This window comes from Spirosoma sp., from assembly GCF_026391055.1.
GTDB lineage: Bacteria > Bacteroidota > Bacteroidia > Cytophagales > Spirosomataceae > Spirosoma.
On the sequence record NZ_JAPLET010000011.1, the window covers coordinates 32,601 to 46,953 of the forward strand.

Below are 14,353 nucleotides of genomic sequence, written 5' to 3' on the forward strand. Positions count from 1 at the left end.
AAATTCTAGATAACCAATGAAAACGATTCGATTAACCATGGCCGTCCTGGGCCTATCATTAGTCTCACTGGCTGCTTCTGCCCAAACGACGACACCGGCACTCACCGCTTATTACACGGTAAAAGATGCCCTCGTCGCGACCGATGCCGGGAAAGCCAAAACGGGTGCAACCACGTTGGTCGATGCGCTGGGGAAGGTCGATGCTGGCAAGCTATCCGTTACCGATAAGAAAGCCTTGGTGACGGCGAAAAGTAAAGCCGCTGCCATTAGCAAGTCGACGGATGTAAACGCACAACGGGAGCAGTTCGAGGCCCTCTCAATGAGCATGATTGCCCTGGCAAAAGCCATTAAGCCCGCTAAAACATACGTCCAGTTTTGCCCGATGGCCGCTGAGGGTAAGGGCGCCTCATGGCTCAGTTCTACCCGTGAGGTACGAAATCCATACTACGGTGACAAGATGCTGAAGTGTGGGTCAGTAAAAGAAGAAATATAGTGTTACACCACCCGGAGACGATCTAACGGATTGTCTCCGGGGAACTTACTGCTGATGGCTCTACAGGAACTCTATATTAAAAACATGGTATGCGACCGCTGTATCTGGGTCGTGCGCACCGAATTGGAACGATTGGGCTATTCGGTCACGCAGGTCGAGTTGGGGCGGGTTCTACTGGAGGAGTCTTCTGCTGATCTGACGACAATTACCGCCATGCTGGAGCGGCATGGGTTTGCTTTATTAACCGATAAAACGACCCGCGTGGTTAACCAGGTCAAAACCCTGATTATCGAATTGATCCAAAGCGGGCACATCGCTGGGCTACGAACGACGTTGTCTGATTATTTAGCCGACCATGTTGGTTTGGACTACGCGCACCTGAGCCATCTGTTTTCCACAACGGAGAATTTAACTATCGAAAAGTTCTGGATACTTCAGCGGGTCGAGCGGGCCAAAGAACTGTTGAGCTACAACGAAATTTCCATCAGCGACATCGCCAAACAGTTAGGGTACAGTAGTGTGGCTTATCTGACGAATCAGTTCAAGCAGGTAACCGGCCTGACACCCGCTGCCTACCGGAATCAGCATACGACCGACCGAAACCCATTGGACTGGATATAAAGCGATCGGATCGACTACACACGTTAAACGCACTGAACTGTCGGCTAATACACTTTGATGCGCATCGGAAAGCAAAGCAGACTTTGACGGGGGCCTAGGTAAACCAGTAAAACCTGCTTCAAGGGCACACGAACTAAAATCTTGCAAGCGCGTGCGGGAATTGTATAACGGCTCCATACCGCTTCATGACGACCTTTGCCGGGTAATTTAGACAAACCTGGAAATGGTCATGGAAACGATAAAACTGAAAACAAATATTAAGTGTGGGGGCTGCGTGGCCACGGTAACGCCTTTTTTAAACGAATCCGTTGGCGCAGGCAACTGGCAGGTCGATACGCAGAATCCCGATAAAGTGCTGACGGTGCAGACGGAAGCGGTCCAACGTCTCGGCGTTACGGCCGATACCGTCAAAGCAGCCGTACAGCAGGCAGGCTACAAAGCCGAAGTGTTACCCCAATAAGCTGGGAAACCCTTCGACCTTGAAAGCCGCCACGAACAGGCGGCTTTTTTTATAAGCTGCCCACGGATGAAACACTAAAACGCGCCGGGTCGTACAGACCGACAAACCGGCCAATCGGTATGATTGAAGGATTGATGAAATTTTCGCTCCGTAACCGCTTCATGGTACTGCTGCTGGCATCGGGCCTGTTTGGTTGGGGCGTGTACTCGGTAAAGACGGGAAAGATTGACGCGATTCCTGACCTGTCGGAGAATCAGGTGATTGTTTTTACCGAGTGGATGGGCCGCTCTCCGCAGCTCATCGAAGACCAGATTACGTATCCGCTCGTGACGAACCTACAGGGTTTGCCGCAGGTGAAATACGTGCGGGGTACGTCCATGTTCGGCATGAGCTTCGTCTACGTGATCTTTAACGATGATACAGAGGTGTATTGGGCCAGAGAACGGGTGCTAGAACGGCTCAACTATGCCGCCCGGCTGCTGCCCGGAGGTGTTTCGCCAACCCTTGGCCCCGATGGCACCGGCGTGGGACATATTCTCTGGTACACGTTAGAAGCACCCGGCATGGACCTGGGCGAACAGCGGGCCGTGCAGGACTGGTACGTCAAGTTTGGCCTGCAAAACGTACCGGGTGTCGCTGAAATTGCCTCATTCGGCGGTTTTCAGAAGCAGTACCAGGTTACACTGGATCCCAACAAGCTGACCTATTATGGCCTGTCCGTACCGCAGGTCATCGGGGCTATCCGGGCCAACAATAACGAAGCTGGGGGCCGTAAATTTGAATTGAGCGGTATCGGCTACATCATCAAGACGACAGGCTATTTGCAATCCGTTGAGCAGATTCAGAACATTCCACTGAAGACGCTCAGCACCGTCCCTGTGCGTGTGGCCGACGTGGCAACGGTCCAAATGACGGGGGAGACCCGATTAGGCATTTTTGACCTCAACGGGCAGGGCGAAGCGGTGGGCGGGATCGTGGTGATGCGCTACGGCGAGAATGCTGATGAGGTCATTGGCAACGTCAAGCAGAAAATGGAAGAAGTCGCGAAGGGCCTGCCCGAAGGGGTCAAGTTCAATATCGTCTATGACCGAAGCGGGCTGATTCAGGAGTCGGTCGCCTCCATTCAGCATACATTGATTGAGGAAATGATTGTGGTCTCGCTGGTGGTGATTCTATTTCTGCTGCACTGGCGGTCAGCCGTCAGTATCATCATTCAAATTCCGATTACCATTGCCACGAGCTTTATTCTGCTCAACGCCTTCGACATTTCCTCAAACATCATGTCCCTAACAGGCATTGCCCTGGCGATTGGCGTGATCGTCGATAACGGTATTATCATGGCCGAAAATGCGTACAAGAATTTAGCCGTTCGGCAGGCTGAGTTAACGGCAACACGTAACGGGGAGCCTGCTGTTCCGCCATCCGGCACGGTCAACGACACACCATCGGCCACCAATGGCCATGGGAAAGGTGACTACATCAATGGACAACCGGTCCCTGAACCCACCCCACAAACGCGCTAACATCATGTGGAAAAAGATAAAAAGTTGGTTCGGTTACGGCCCTAAAAACTATGTAGAGATCCCTGACGAAGAACGGCTGGCAATTATTGAACGGTCGAGTATTCAGGTGTCAAGGGGCGTATTTTATTCGACCATCATCATCATTACCTCATTTTTACCAGTATTTCTGCTGACCGGCCAGGAAGGCAAGTTGTTTCACCCGCTGGCCTGGACGAAGACATTTATCCTGCTGGTAGATGCGTTTTTAGTCGTTACGCTGGCTCCCGTAATGCTTTCGCTGTTCATGAAAGGCCGTTTTAAAGACGACCATGCCAACCCCATCAACCGCTTTCTGGAACGGATTTATGAACCCATTATCCGGTGGGTAATGCGCTGGCGCAAGACGACCATCGGTATTAACCTGCTGGCACTGGCCATCAGCGTACCCATGCTGATGAGCCTAGGCTCGGAGTTCATGCCGCCCCTGGATGAGCAGTCAATTCTATTTATGCCCGTGACCCTGCCCGACGTATCGAACGCCGAAGCCAAGCGGATTTTGCAGGTGCAGGACAAACTCATCAAATCGGTCCCGGAAGTGGCTAAAGTGCTGGGCAAGGCGGGGCGGGCCTCGACAGCGACCGATAACTCACCCATCAGCATGATTGAAACCATTATCATGCTCAAGCCCAAGGCCCAATGGCGGGAAGGCATTACCAAGAAAGACCTCATTAACGAACTGGACGCCAAACTTCAGATTCCGGGTGTGGTCAACGGCTGGACACAGCCCATCATCAACCGCATCAATATGCTATCCACCGGTATCCGTACCGACGTAGGCATTAAGGTACACGGGCAGTCACTCGACAGTATTTACGCGGTTTCGGAACAGGTTAAAGCGGCGTTAAACGGAGTGCCCGGCATAAAAGATCTGTATGTAGAGCCCGTGACAGGCGGTAAGTACCTGACCGTCGATGTGAACCGGGAGGCGCTGGGCCGCTACGGACTGAATGTGGATGACGTCAACAACGTGGTCGAATCGGCCATTGGCGGTTCTCCCATCGGGCAGACGATCGAAGGTCGCCGCCGTTTTTCCATCAATGTACGGCTGGCGCAGGATTACCGCAACAGCGTCGAGCGAATCCGGCGCATTCCGATTGCCACGGCTGCTTTTGGTACGGTTCCGCTTTCGGCGATAGCCACGGTCAAGTTTGAGAACGGCCCACCGATGATAACGTCGGATAACGCGCTTCTCAGGGGTGCGGTGATGTTCAACGTGCGGGACCGCGATCTGGGCGGTACCGTTGAAGAAGCCATTGCCAAAGTGAATCGGGATCTGAAGTTACCCAATGGTTATTTTCTGGAGTGGAGCGGGCAATATGAAAACCTCATCCGAGGCCGTCAAACCCTGCTGCTCATTGCGCCCATCGTCCTGGTAGTCATATTCCTTTCCCTGTACTTAGCCTTTGGCTCAGCGCGGGAAGCGTTTCTGAGTCTCATTACCATTCCCTTCGCCTTGATCGGCGGGGCCTACATGGTGTACTTCTACGGCGTAAATCTATCGGTGGCCGTAGCGGTGGGTTTCATTGCCCTGTTTGGCATTGCGGTTGAAACGGGCGTAGTGATGGTTATTTACCTCAACGACGCCATGAAACAACTCGTGGCCAAGCGGGGAAACTCCCGCGAAACCATCAGCCGGGAGGAGCTTCGGGAGTACGTGATCAACGGAGCAGCCAAGCGGCTGAGACCCAAAATCATGACCGTATCGGTAGCGCTGTTTGGTCTGGTGCCGGTGCTATGGGCAGGTGGTGTAGGCAGCGACGTAATGTTACCGATTGTCCTGCCGATGATTGGAGGTGTGCTGACCTCTTCTACACATATACTGCTCGTCACCCCCCTCATCTTCCTGATGACCAAGGAGTATGAATTACGCAAATTTGGTAAACTCGACGTATTAGATGCATCGCATTAATCCCATACCGATTCTTTGTCTATTGCTGGCGGGTCAGGGCTACACTCAGACAGTCGGGCAACCAATACCGGCTCCCCGAACGGGCCAGAATGAGACCGACCCCGCCGTGCGACGGACCGTGCCGGTGCTGCCGCTGGATACTGTGCTGATCCGCATTGACCAGCGTAACCCGCTGCTGAAACCGTACGGAAGCCGGGCTGCTGCGGCCCGTGCCTACGCCGAGGGAGCCCGTAGCTGGATGGCCCCGATGGTGGGCGTGGGTACGTTCATGGCTCCTTATCCGGCGCAGATGATTATGGACGAGCGAGACAAAGGCTTTGGCATGGTCTCCGTCGAGCAGGATATTCCCAACCGGGCCAAGCAGCGGGCCACTCAAGTCTTTCAGCAGTCGAAAGCCGCCGTTGAGGAGGCCGCACGGGGCGTAACGCTCAACCGGCTGCGCTCGGATGCCAAACAACTCTACTTCGATTGGCTCGTGCTGGAAAAACGGCTGACGGTACTGGCCGAAAACCGGCGTATTCTGCAACTGATGAAAAAGCTGGCTGACATCCGCTACCCCTACCAGCAGGGCAGCTTAGGTAACGTCTATAAAGCGGAAGGACGGCTCTACGAGCTGGATAACATGGTGACGATGACCGAGGCCGATATTGAGCGCAAACGCATTGGGTTGAACACGTTGATGAACCGGCCCACAGTTGAGGCATTCCGACCGGATACTACCCTACGGCCGACCGAACCGCAACAGGCTCTGCCTACCACGGAAGATATTGGCCAGGTACGTTCCGACATCCGTCGCATGGACCGGCAGATACTGAGTATGCAGGCAGGTATCGAAGCGCAGAAAGCGCAGGCCCGCCCCGACTTTCGCATCCGCTTCGATCACATGCAGCCCTTCTCCGGGGTCAAGAGCATGATGCCCACCCAGTTTACGCTCATGGGTATGATTTCGATTCCGGTTGTGCCTTGGGCCTCACGAATGTACAAAGCCGAAATTAAAGGCATGCAGCAGGATATCGAAGCTATGCGCTATGAGCGGGAAGGCATGCTCATCGAAACGCAAGGCATGGTCGCCCAGATGCTGACTGACATACGGAACATGCGAACGCAGGTAGACAACTACGAACGACGGGTAATTCCAACCCTGCGCAAAAATTACGACACCCAGCTGATTGCTTACGAACAGAACAAAGGAGAATTACCCGTCGTCATTGATGCCTGGGAAACACTAAATATGACGCAGATGGATTACCTGACGCGCCTACAGGACTATTACCGCATGATTCTGAGCTATGAACGGGAACTGGAGAAATAACAGGCATTTAGGGTTAACAGCCCGGTTATTGGTGCTGGCCTTGATAGTCTTTGCAGGCTGCAAAAGCGGCAATGAGACGAACGAATCCAATCAATCCGGCGGACCGGCGACCGGTGTTCATGCGGAACACGACCGGGCTGCTGACGAAGTAGCGTACACCTGTCCGATGCACCCGCAAATAGTGCGGAACAAACCCGGTACCTGCCCGATTTGCGGCATGGATTTGGTCAAAAAAGTGAGCGCGGGGGGGGATAGCCTCGTGGTTAATGCCGACCTAGAAGCGTTGCTGCAATCAACCAACTCGGTCGTTGTCGCCAACATTACCACGGTTCATCCCGAACGGCGTGATGAAGCCGTAGTGGTGCAGGCCAATGGAGTTGTGACATATGACACGCGTCGGCTCTACACCATTCCTGCCCGGTTTGGTGGGCGGGTGGAGAAGCTGTACGTACGTTTCAATTACCAGCCGATTCGCAAAGGGCAAAAACTGCTCGAACTCTATAGTCCCGATATTGTGACGGCCCAGCGCGAACTGCTCTACCTGCTCGATGCCGACGCGGGTAACGCGCCATTGATTGCGTCAGCGAAGCAAAAACTTCGGCTGCTGGGTGTCACAGACGGGCAAATTGCCGACCTCGTCCGCACGCGCAAGCCCAGTTACTCACTGGCTGTGTTTAGCCCTTACGACGGCTACGTCGTAGAAGAGTCAACCGGTTCACCATCGGCAGCCACGCCTGCATCAGGCGGCATGGCAACAGGCGGGTCGAGTACAGGCATGGGCAGCGGTGGGGGCATGAACGGCGTAGGAGCTACGGCGGGAACGGATGAAGTCACGTTCTCTGCCCCAACTCCGGCACCGGATGGTGGCGCTGTCGGTGGGTCGCTGTTACTTCGGGAAGGACAGTACGTCCAAACCGGTCAAACCCTGTTCCGGGTGGTCAATGCCAGCCGCCTGTGGGCTGAGTTCCGTCTGTACGCCCGCGATGCGGCCGGTATCAAGCCCGGTGATGCGTTGACCATCTCGTTTGATCAAACGGGCCAGCCAGCACGTCCGGCGCAGGTAAGTTTCGTGGTTCCGTTCGTGGAAAACGGGAATCCTTTTGTTACGGTACGAGCCTACCTGCCGGGTAGTAATTCGGTGAGGGTGGGCCAATTAGCCCGGGCAAACATTCGTCGGGGTGCTACCGGCCAGCATGCCAACGATGAGCTTTGGTTGCCCGCAACGGCCGTGCTGGATCTGGGCAATGAACAGGTTGCGTTCGTGCAGCAGGAAAGGCCGGGAGTTTTTAGACCCATCCGTGTCCAGACAGGGGCTCAGGTAGGTGGGTTCGTGGTCATCAGGAGTGGCGTGACGAAACAACAGGCCGTGGCCCGGAATGCCCAGTTTTTAATTGATAGTGAAAGCTTCGTTAACGTAGCCCAGGCTACCCAATAATATGATACGACGATGGCTATACGGATCGGCGGGTCTGTTAATACTGTTTACTGCTTCCTGCCAACCGGGAGGTACGTCCTCGACTACAGCGGATGATTCGACGCAAATTGCCGCCAGCGACCATGACCACTCAGGACATAATCACCGCCCTGACGCGGAGGGAGGTACAACCTATACCTGCCCAATGCACCCACAGATTGTACAATCGGCACCGGGTACGTGTCCTATTTGTAGTATGGATCTGGTCGCTGTTGTAAAAACGGGTGCCAAAGCCGCAGAAATCATGCTTAGCGCCAGTCAGATGCAGTTGGCCAATGTTACGGTGCAACCCGTATCGTCGGGCAGCATTGGTAACAGTACCGTCTTAAACGCCCGGTTAGCGGCCGATCAGCAGCAAACGGATGTCATCAGTAGCCGGGTGGCTGGCCGAATTGAGCGGCTGTACGTAAAGGAAACTGGCCAGACCATCCGTAAGGGTCAGGTACTGTACGAAATCTATAGCGAACCCCTGCTTACCCAGCAACAGGAATACTTGATTGCGCTGCAACAGGAGCAGGAAATGGGTAACAGCGAAGCGTCAAACGCATCCGGGCGGTATAGTCAGTTTCGCCAGGCCGCCGAGCAGAAGCTCCGGCTTTACGGCATGACCGCCGGGCAGATTGCCGCTTTAGGCAAAACGAAGAAGGTACTGCCCCGTATTCCGTTCGTAGCTTCGGCAGGGGGTACGGTTACCGAGATTGCGGCCAGTGAAGGGCAGTACGTCGGTGAAGGGGCGTTACTCTACCGGCTGGTTAATCTCGGCCAGCTGTGGGTCGAGGCTGAGTTATACGCCGGTGAAGCGAAGTACGTGAAAGTCGGCGACCGGGTATCTGTGCGAGTAATCGGGTACGAAGGGGACTTAACGGCGCGGGTTGCCTTCATCAACCCCGAATACCAGGCGGGCAGTCAGGTACTTATCATGCGAGCTGTCCTGGCCAACCCGGGCGGGCGGTATCAACCCGGTCAACAGGCTCAGGTGCTGCTCCGGCATGGGGTACAGCGCGGGCTGACGCTGCCCGTTGATGCAGTCGTTCGGGGGGGAGAGGGCGCGGTCGTGTTTGTGCAAACAGGGCCGGGTACGTTCCAGCCGCGCCGGGTGCAAACCGGTACTGAAACCGATCAGCGGGTGGTCATCACCAACGGACTCAACGGCGACGAGACCATAGCCATGTCAGGAGCCTACCTGCTATACAGTGAGTTGATTCTCAAAAAAGGGGTGAACCCGTTTACTAAACAGCCAGACGACGATGGCGTTAAATCGACCCCAAACGCCGAGACAAACCCAGCACCGGTTGCCAATCGCCAAGCGGAAGCAACCCCAGTCAGCCAATCCGGGAAGCCGGTAGCAGATCTCTCATCTGGCAAACCAACGGGTAGTGGTGCACCGGACACCTTCAAAAAGCAGTTAACGGGTGTATATGAAGCCTCGTTAAAATTGACTGAAGCGTTGATAGGCTCTAATAGTGGAAGCACAAAAGTTGCGGCAATCGGGGTCGAAAAGGCACTTTCAGGGGTGGATATGAAGCAGCTGTCCGGTCAGGCCCATACCGACTGGATGACATACCTGAATGCCATGAGCGCGGCTCTGATAGCGATTCGTCGTACGGGCGATCTAGGCAAGCAACGCACGGCCTACGCTCAGTTTGAGGACGGTTTGTACCGAAGCGTGAAGACGTTTGGCATTACGGATAAACCGGTGTACCGCCAATACTGCCCGATGGCCCTGAATAATAAGGGCAGTTACTGGCTCAGCGACAGAAAGCCCATCCGCAACCCCTTTTTCGGCGATCAGATGCTGACCTGCGGAGAAACGAAGGAAGAAATCAATTGATCCGTTACGTCAGACTACTTGCTTAAACGCAATTTCTATGGCTCTACCTCTATCCATCCGTGCATCCCGGTTTCAGTCCATAAATAGAAAACTCAGACGCTTTCCCGCCAAACTGGTCAAGCTGGTAATAGGCAAAGGGTCCCGTTGGTATTATCGCCGATTGGGGTGTCAGTTTTTAGATAAACCACAAACAGCCTATCAGCTTGAACCGTATCAGCGCCTTACTTACCCCGCTAACGCACTGTCCCTCTCTGAGATCGCCGACCTGAACAATCCTGTGAAGGTGTATTTCACCGCAAATCAGTCAGAAACTGAACCTGTTTCAGTATGGCTTTTAGGACAGTTCAACGGAGCGCTTCGGCAACTTCCGTATGGGGGTATCCGCAGTCGGAAGTATGTTTTTTGTACGGATATCAACACGGATGACTTCTTTCGAAACGTCCTTCACCTAAAAAAACGCCAACAAGTCAGCACTACAACCTTAATTGCCCCCTGGAGTCATTACCTGGATGGCGTGGTTTGGGGCGGCTATTTTGACTTCGTGATGTTAGTGGCGGGAAAGTTATGCCGGATTAAAGAAGCCATTCCTGAAACTACGTTCAACGAAGCCATCGTTGCTTACCCCTTATTTAACACCGCCTACGAGCGTGAGTATCTTTCCTTACTGGATATAGATCCGGGTCGTATCGTGGACACCCGCACGACGCAGGTACGTTTCGAGCAATGTGTGCTGGCGAATACCGGCCATTGGTTTTATCCAAACAAGGCAGACATCGACGCGCTCCGCAAACACATCTTATCTAAACTTCCTCCACCAACTGGAAAACGCAGTCGGGTATACATTAGCCGCGCGGGGCGACGGCGAGTGCTCAACGAGCCTGATTTGATCGACTTGCTGCGACGCTATAACATTGAGGTGATTGAAGACAAGCCGCGTTCAGTAACTGAACAGGTGGCTATCTACCAAAACGCCGAGTTTATAATTGGCCCACATGGGGCCTCGTTTGTCAACATCCTCTGGTGCCAACCTGGTACACATTTGTTCGAGTTGTTTGCCCCAACCTATTTCCCCGATTTCTATCGAAACATATCTGAGCAACTGGGCCTACGCTATTCGGCCTACTTTCACGGCTCGGCAGCAACGGGGGGGTGGGCTGAAGGATTAGAAGACGATATATATGTGTTGGTGGATGAGCTGGAGCGGTGTCTGGAAAAGATTTTTAACTATGGCATAGCGTACAACTGATCTTATCAGGCGATTGTTTGGCAGATAGTACGGATCACATTGCTTGGCTAAACTTTTCAGAATGCTCGAAAGTGCAGCTTTTTTCGATTTTGTATAGTACGCCACTTAGTTCTCATTGCCACAATTCGTGTAGTTACCACCAATGCCTGGCTTAACAGTCTTCTTTGACTGAGCGTATAGTTTATAGGTCAGTAGAGGATTACCAGTTGTCTTAAGGCAAAGCCAAGAAGTTCATATTCCTGCCTGCCGTTTTCCACCCCTGGGTAGTTCTACGGAAAGGGAGATAATTCGTCATTTGGAAGAAAAATCAGTCTCACAAACTCAGCTAAAATGTGAGTGTCATGTCTTAGAATAGGTTTACAGCCCTCAATTGAACTGTAACATGAACAAAAGGCTGTCCGAGAATATTTGCTGGGTGGGTATACCTACCTGCAACTAGAGAAAAAATATGGCATCAGTAAAGCCACGATAAATCGGTGTATGCTCAAGTATCAAGCCCAACAGCAGGCTAAACTAAAAGGCGTGGGCTTAGCTTCCGATCCCATGAAGCCAAAACCCAATCAACCGCCTACCGTTGAGCAACTCCAAAAGCTGTTGGAGCGCGAACAACTACGCAATAAGCTGCTGAACGCCATGCTCAATATTGCCGAGGACGAACTGCAAGTCCCGATCCGAAAAAAGTTTGGCACTAAGCGGTCAATAAAGTGAGGCACAACGAAAAGCGACACAGCCTGTGGGCGTTGTGTGCACTGCTTGGTTATAGCAGGCAGGCCTTCTATCAATTTGAAAAGAACAATAACCAGAATTGCTTTAAAGCCGAGCTGGTTATTCAGCAAGTGTTGCTTCACCGCGCTCAGCAGCCCCGCTTAGGCACTCGAAAATTACTGGTGCTGATGCAGGATTTCGTCCAAGAGCACCAGTTGAAGCTGGGTCGAGATGCGCTGTTTAATTTGCTACGAGCCCATAAGTTATTAGTAAAAAAACGTCGCCGTAGAGTACAGACTACTTTTTCAAATCACTGGCAAAAGAAATATCCGAATCTAATTCGGGAGTATGTACCCAAGGCGCCCAACTTGTTATGGGTGAGCGACATAAAGTATATATTGGTCGGTGATGGCTTTGCTTATCTGAGCTTAGTGACCGATACTTATAGCCTAGAAATTGTTAGATCTGTGTATCGGAAACGTTGAGTGCGATGGGTAGTCTGAAAGCCTTGGAGATGGCCTTAAAAGCCTGCCAAGACACTTCTGAATTGATTCACCATAGTGACCGGGGTGTGCAGTATTGTTGCCTGGAGTATGTCAGTCTTTTACAGAATAATAACATCCAAATCAGTATGACGCAAAGCGGAGACCCCTTGGAAAATGCGATCGATGAACGGGTGAATGGAATACTAAAAGCGGAACTATTAGCCGATCAGTACCCTAGCCTGAGCGTAGCCAAAAAGGGGATCGCCCAAGCTGTGTTGATCTATAATTCATTGCGCCCCCATAGCAGTTGTGACATGCTGACCCCACAACAAGCCCATCAGCAACGGGGCGATTTACGAAGACGCTGGAAAAATTATTATAAGAAAAGGGAAGTAGAGCTAGAAGTGGATAGCTAATTTTTGGTTGAGATACTGTGAACCAATGGTAGGACTATAAGCATGAACTAATAAATTCACCCCGAAACTGTAAACTTATTTTAGGACGCTACAGAGATTTTGATTTTGATTCGTGGTACTGTCTTTAGAAGCAAGAAAAGCTATATAATTTTTTTAAGATTCCACTAAAATCCTCACATTCGTATCTTCAAGCACGACCTCTTGGGGTTGATGCAGCGTAGCTCCTATTATGGGAGCTACTATTTTTTGTCCCTCGTTCGTGTAATCTGACTGGTAAGATTGGTTTTTTTTCCACAGACTATAAATAATGGTGAGCAGCTTGCGTTGGACGGCTACATACCCTTTCATTTTAATATGGGTCCGTTCATAGACGCGTTCAAATAAGCCTCTAAAAGGGCGTTGCTCGTAGCGCACTACCGATAGAGATGGCATATACAAGGCCCGTCGGATCCGAGCATTACCCCGTTTACTAATATGAGTTTTACCCACCCGTTTACCACTTTGGTTCTCGACCACATCATAGCCCGCATAGCTGACTAATTGACGATGGTTCTCAAACAAAGCGAATTCATTGGTTTCGGTCAGGAGGTTGGCAACAGTCAACATACCTATACCTTTAATCTGACAAATTTGATCCACCTTACGCTGCCAATCGGGATTCTGGGCAATAGCTTTTTCAATCAGTTTGACGCACTCGCTTAACTGCTGATCAAGTTGATCCAGCAATTTTTTCAACTGTTTTTTGACTTCGCTGGCTTGATACATGCCTGTCTCCAAGGCAATCAGTTGATTATTCAACTGCGTCTTAAGCTCTTGTAATTGAGTGTGTTGTCGAGTTATTTGCCGTAGTTTATACATGGCTTCGCTGATCGGAGTCCATGCTTCCAATCGCTGTTGACAAGCCATAGTGGCTAATCCTTGGGCATCCACTCCATCGGTTTTGGTTTTGATGCCTAATGCTTTGAGATAATGAGCTGCTTTTTGGGGTAAGATCACACTTACCTGAGCTTGTTGATGATGCAAAGCCAGGGCCACTTGTTCATGATATACGCCAGTGGCTTCCATTAAATACTGAACAGGTAGCTGACGGTCTTTACAATGATGAGTAGCCCATCGCAGGAAACTGGTGATCCCTTTGGGTGAATTGCTAAACGAATGAGTCGCTTTAATTTTGATGCGTTGTGCTTGATCAACTGTGCTAACACAGGCATAAAAGGTTTCTTTACCCATGTCCAAGCCGACTCCATATTTGAGGGCATTGAAAGAAGCATCCATAACAGGCTTTGATTAGGTGAAATACATCAATACGCCACTGACCTTTCCGAATTGCTCACATGATTGATGATCGTAGTCAGGCTACGTCATTGGGTACTGTCCAAGTTAACAGAAAGAAGGTGAGTAGGGCAAACCCACGAATGCTATGTCGTCCAACAAGGACGCATTTGAGATGACAAATCGCTTCTTCTACTCACCAATGGCATACACTGAAATTGCACTTTTTTTTATTATCCTGCTTGGTATCAAAGATATGTGAGATGACAATTTGAGACTGAAGCTTATAGAGAATGACTTTGCTAGGACAACTCTGTAACCATCTCTTTAAATGGGCGTTTAAAGAGACACATAGAGATTAATTGATCTGTTATAAGACTATCAAATTTATAGTTTTGTTGTAGCTGGTCGAAAAATATTCATCGTTTCAACGCTCAGATTCAAACTGCAACGGTCGGTGCACTAGGTTAGGGGTATGGAAAGTTATGGTTGGGTTTCTTTCCGTAAACAGGTATGATATAGTCGAACGAGCGATTCCTATTGAATTTCACACGAATACTAAATTAA

At 51.4% G+C, this 14,353-nt stretch carries 13 protein-coding genes; 12 read left to right on the top strand and 1 reads right to left on the bottom strand.

Going from position 1 to position 14,353, the window contains the following annotated elements; translation table 11 throughout:
- Window positions 1-16 precede the first annotated feature (16 nt).
- From NT073_RS04235 to NT073_RS04290, 12 genes are all read left to right on the top strand, one after another.
- The gene (locus tag NT073_RS04235) at window positions 17-493 is read left to right on the top strand and encodes a DUF3347 domain-containing protein (protein ID WP_297369285.1); all 477 of its coding nucleotides are present in this window, start codon (window positions 17-19) and stop codon (window positions 491-493) included.
- Between the two features lie 54 nt (window positions 494-547).
- Window positions 548-1,114, top strand: a complete 567-nt coding sequence (locus tag NT073_RS04240; RefSeq protein WP_297369287.1) for an AraC family transcriptional regulator — start codon at window positions 548-550, stop codon at window positions 1,112-1,114.
- 229 nt (window positions 1,115-1,343) lie between these two features.
- Complete coding sequence (locus NT073_RS04245; RefSeq protein WP_012931250.1) at window positions 1,344-1,574, top strand: heavy-metal-associated domain-containing protein; 231 nt, start codon at window positions 1,344-1,346, stop codon at window positions 1,572-1,574.
- Window positions 1,575-1,693: 119 nt separating this feature from the next.
- Entirely contained in the window at window positions 1,694-3,097 is a 1,404-nt protein-coding gene (locus NT073_RS04250) for an efflux RND transporter permease subunit (protein WP_297369290.1), read from the top strand.
- Between the two features lie 4 nt (window positions 3,098-3,101).
- Window positions 3,102-5,045, top strand: coding sequence for an efflux RND transporter permease subunit (locus NT073_RS04255; RefSeq protein WP_297369311.1), 1,944 nt, complete (start codon window positions 3,102-3,104; stop codon window positions 5,043-5,045).
- Window positions 5,032-6,357, top strand: coding sequence for a TolC family protein (locus tag NT073_RS04260; protein WP_297369292.1), 1,326 nt, complete (start codon window positions 5,032-5,034; stop codon window positions 6,355-6,357). Before NT073_RS04255 ends, NT073_RS04260 begins: the two co-directional genes overlap by 14 nt.
- Window positions 6,335-7,792 carry an efflux RND transporter periplasmic adaptor subunit gene (locus tag NT073_RS04265; protein WP_297369294.1) on the top strand — a complete coding sequence of 486 codons (1,458 nt, stop codon included), beginning with the start codon at window positions 6,335-6,337 and terminating at the stop codon, window positions 7,790-7,792. The genes NT073_RS04260 and NT073_RS04265 overlap by 23 nt, the downstream gene beginning before the upstream one ends.
- A gap of 1 nt (window position 7,793) precedes the next feature.
- Window positions 7,794-9,662, top strand: a complete 1,869-nt coding sequence (locus NT073_RS04270; RefSeq protein ID WP_297369296.1) for an efflux RND transporter periplasmic adaptor subunit — start codon at window positions 7,794-7,796, stop codon at window positions 9,660-9,662.
- Window positions 9,663-9,699: 37 nt separating this feature from the next.
- Window positions 9,700-10,908 (top strand): glycosyltransferase family 61 protein, encoded by a 1,209-nt coding sequence (locus NT073_RS04275; RefSeq protein ID WP_297369298.1) that lies wholly within the window; start codon window positions 9,700-9,702, stop codon window positions 10,906-10,908.
- A gap of 480 nt (window positions 10,909-11,388) precedes the next feature.
- Window positions 11,389-11,616 (top strand): hypothetical protein, encoded by a 228-nt coding sequence (locus NT073_RS04280; protein WP_297369300.1) that lies wholly within the window; start codon window positions 11,389-11,391, stop codon window positions 11,614-11,616.
- Complete coding sequence (locus tag NT073_RS04285; protein ID WP_297369302.1) at window positions 11,613-12,098, top strand: hypothetical protein; 486 nt, start codon at window positions 11,613-11,615, stop codon at window positions 12,096-12,098. Before NT073_RS04280 ends, NT073_RS04285 begins: the two co-directional genes overlap by 4 nt.
- 5 nt (window positions 12,099-12,103) lie before the next feature.
- Entirely contained in the window at window positions 12,104-12,514 is a 411-nt protein-coding gene (locus NT073_RS04290; RefSeq protein ID WP_297369305.1) for an integrase core domain-containing protein, read from the top strand.
- A 153-nt stretch (window positions 12,515-12,667) separates the two neighbouring features.
- On the opposite strand, the gene NT073_RS04295 is transcribed toward NT073_RS04290, so the two are convergent.
- Window positions 12,668-13,789 carry an IS110 family transposase gene (locus NT073_RS04295; protein WP_297369308.1) on the bottom strand — a complete coding sequence of 374 codons (1,122 nt, stop codon included), beginning with the start codon at window positions 13,787-13,789 and terminating at the stop codon, window positions 12,668-12,670.
- Window positions 13,790-14,353: the final 564 nt, after the last annotated feature.

Bases quoted from the DNA above. Each gene is read 5' to 3' on its own strand.
- NT073_RS04295 (WP_297369308.1), bottom strand. From the start codon at position 13,789: ATGGATGCTTCTTTCAATGCCCTCAAATATGGAGTCGGCTTGGACATG.
- NT073_RS04260 (WP_297369292.1), top strand. From the start codon at position 5,032: ATGCATCGCATTAATCCCATACCGATTCTTTGTCTATTGCTGGCGGGT.
- NT073_RS04290 (WP_297369305.1), top strand. From the start codon at position 12,104: ATGGGTAGTCTGAAAGCCTTGGAGATGGCCTTAAAAGCCTGCCAAGAC.
- NT073_RS04235 (WP_297369285.1), top strand. From the start codon at position 17: ATGAAAACGATTCGATTAACCATGGCCGTCCTGGGCCTATCATTAGTC.
- NT073_RS04275 (WP_297369298.1), top strand. From the start codon at position 9,700: ATGGCTCTACCTCTATCCATCCGTGCATCCCGGTTTCAGTCCATAAAT.
- NT073_RS04250 (WP_297369290.1), top strand. From the start codon at position 1,694: ATGATTGAAGGATTGATGAAATTTTCGCTCCGTAACCGCTTCATGGTA.
- NT073_RS04280 (WP_297369300.1), top strand. From the start codon at position 11,389: ATGCTCAAGTATCAAGCCCAACAGCAGGCTAAACTAAAAGGCGTGGGC.
- NT073_RS04255 (WP_297369311.1), top strand. From the start codon at position 3,102: ATGTGGAAAAAGATAAAAAGTTGGTTCGGTTACGGCCCTAAAAACTAT.
- NT073_RS04240 (WP_297369287.1), top strand. From the start codon at position 548: ATGGCTCTACAGGAACTCTATATTAAAAACATGGTATGCGACCGCTGT.
- NT073_RS04265 (WP_297369294.1), top strand. From the start codon at position 6,335: ATGAACGGGAACTGGAGAAATAACAGGCATTTAGGGTTAACAGCCCGG.
- NT073_RS04270 (WP_297369296.1), top strand. From the start codon at position 7,794: ATGATACGACGATGGCTATACGGATCGGCGGGTCTGTTAATACTGTTT.
- NT073_RS04245 (WP_012931250.1), top strand. From the start codon at position 1,344: ATGGAAACGATAAAACTGAAAACAAATATTAAGTGTGGGGGCTGCGTG.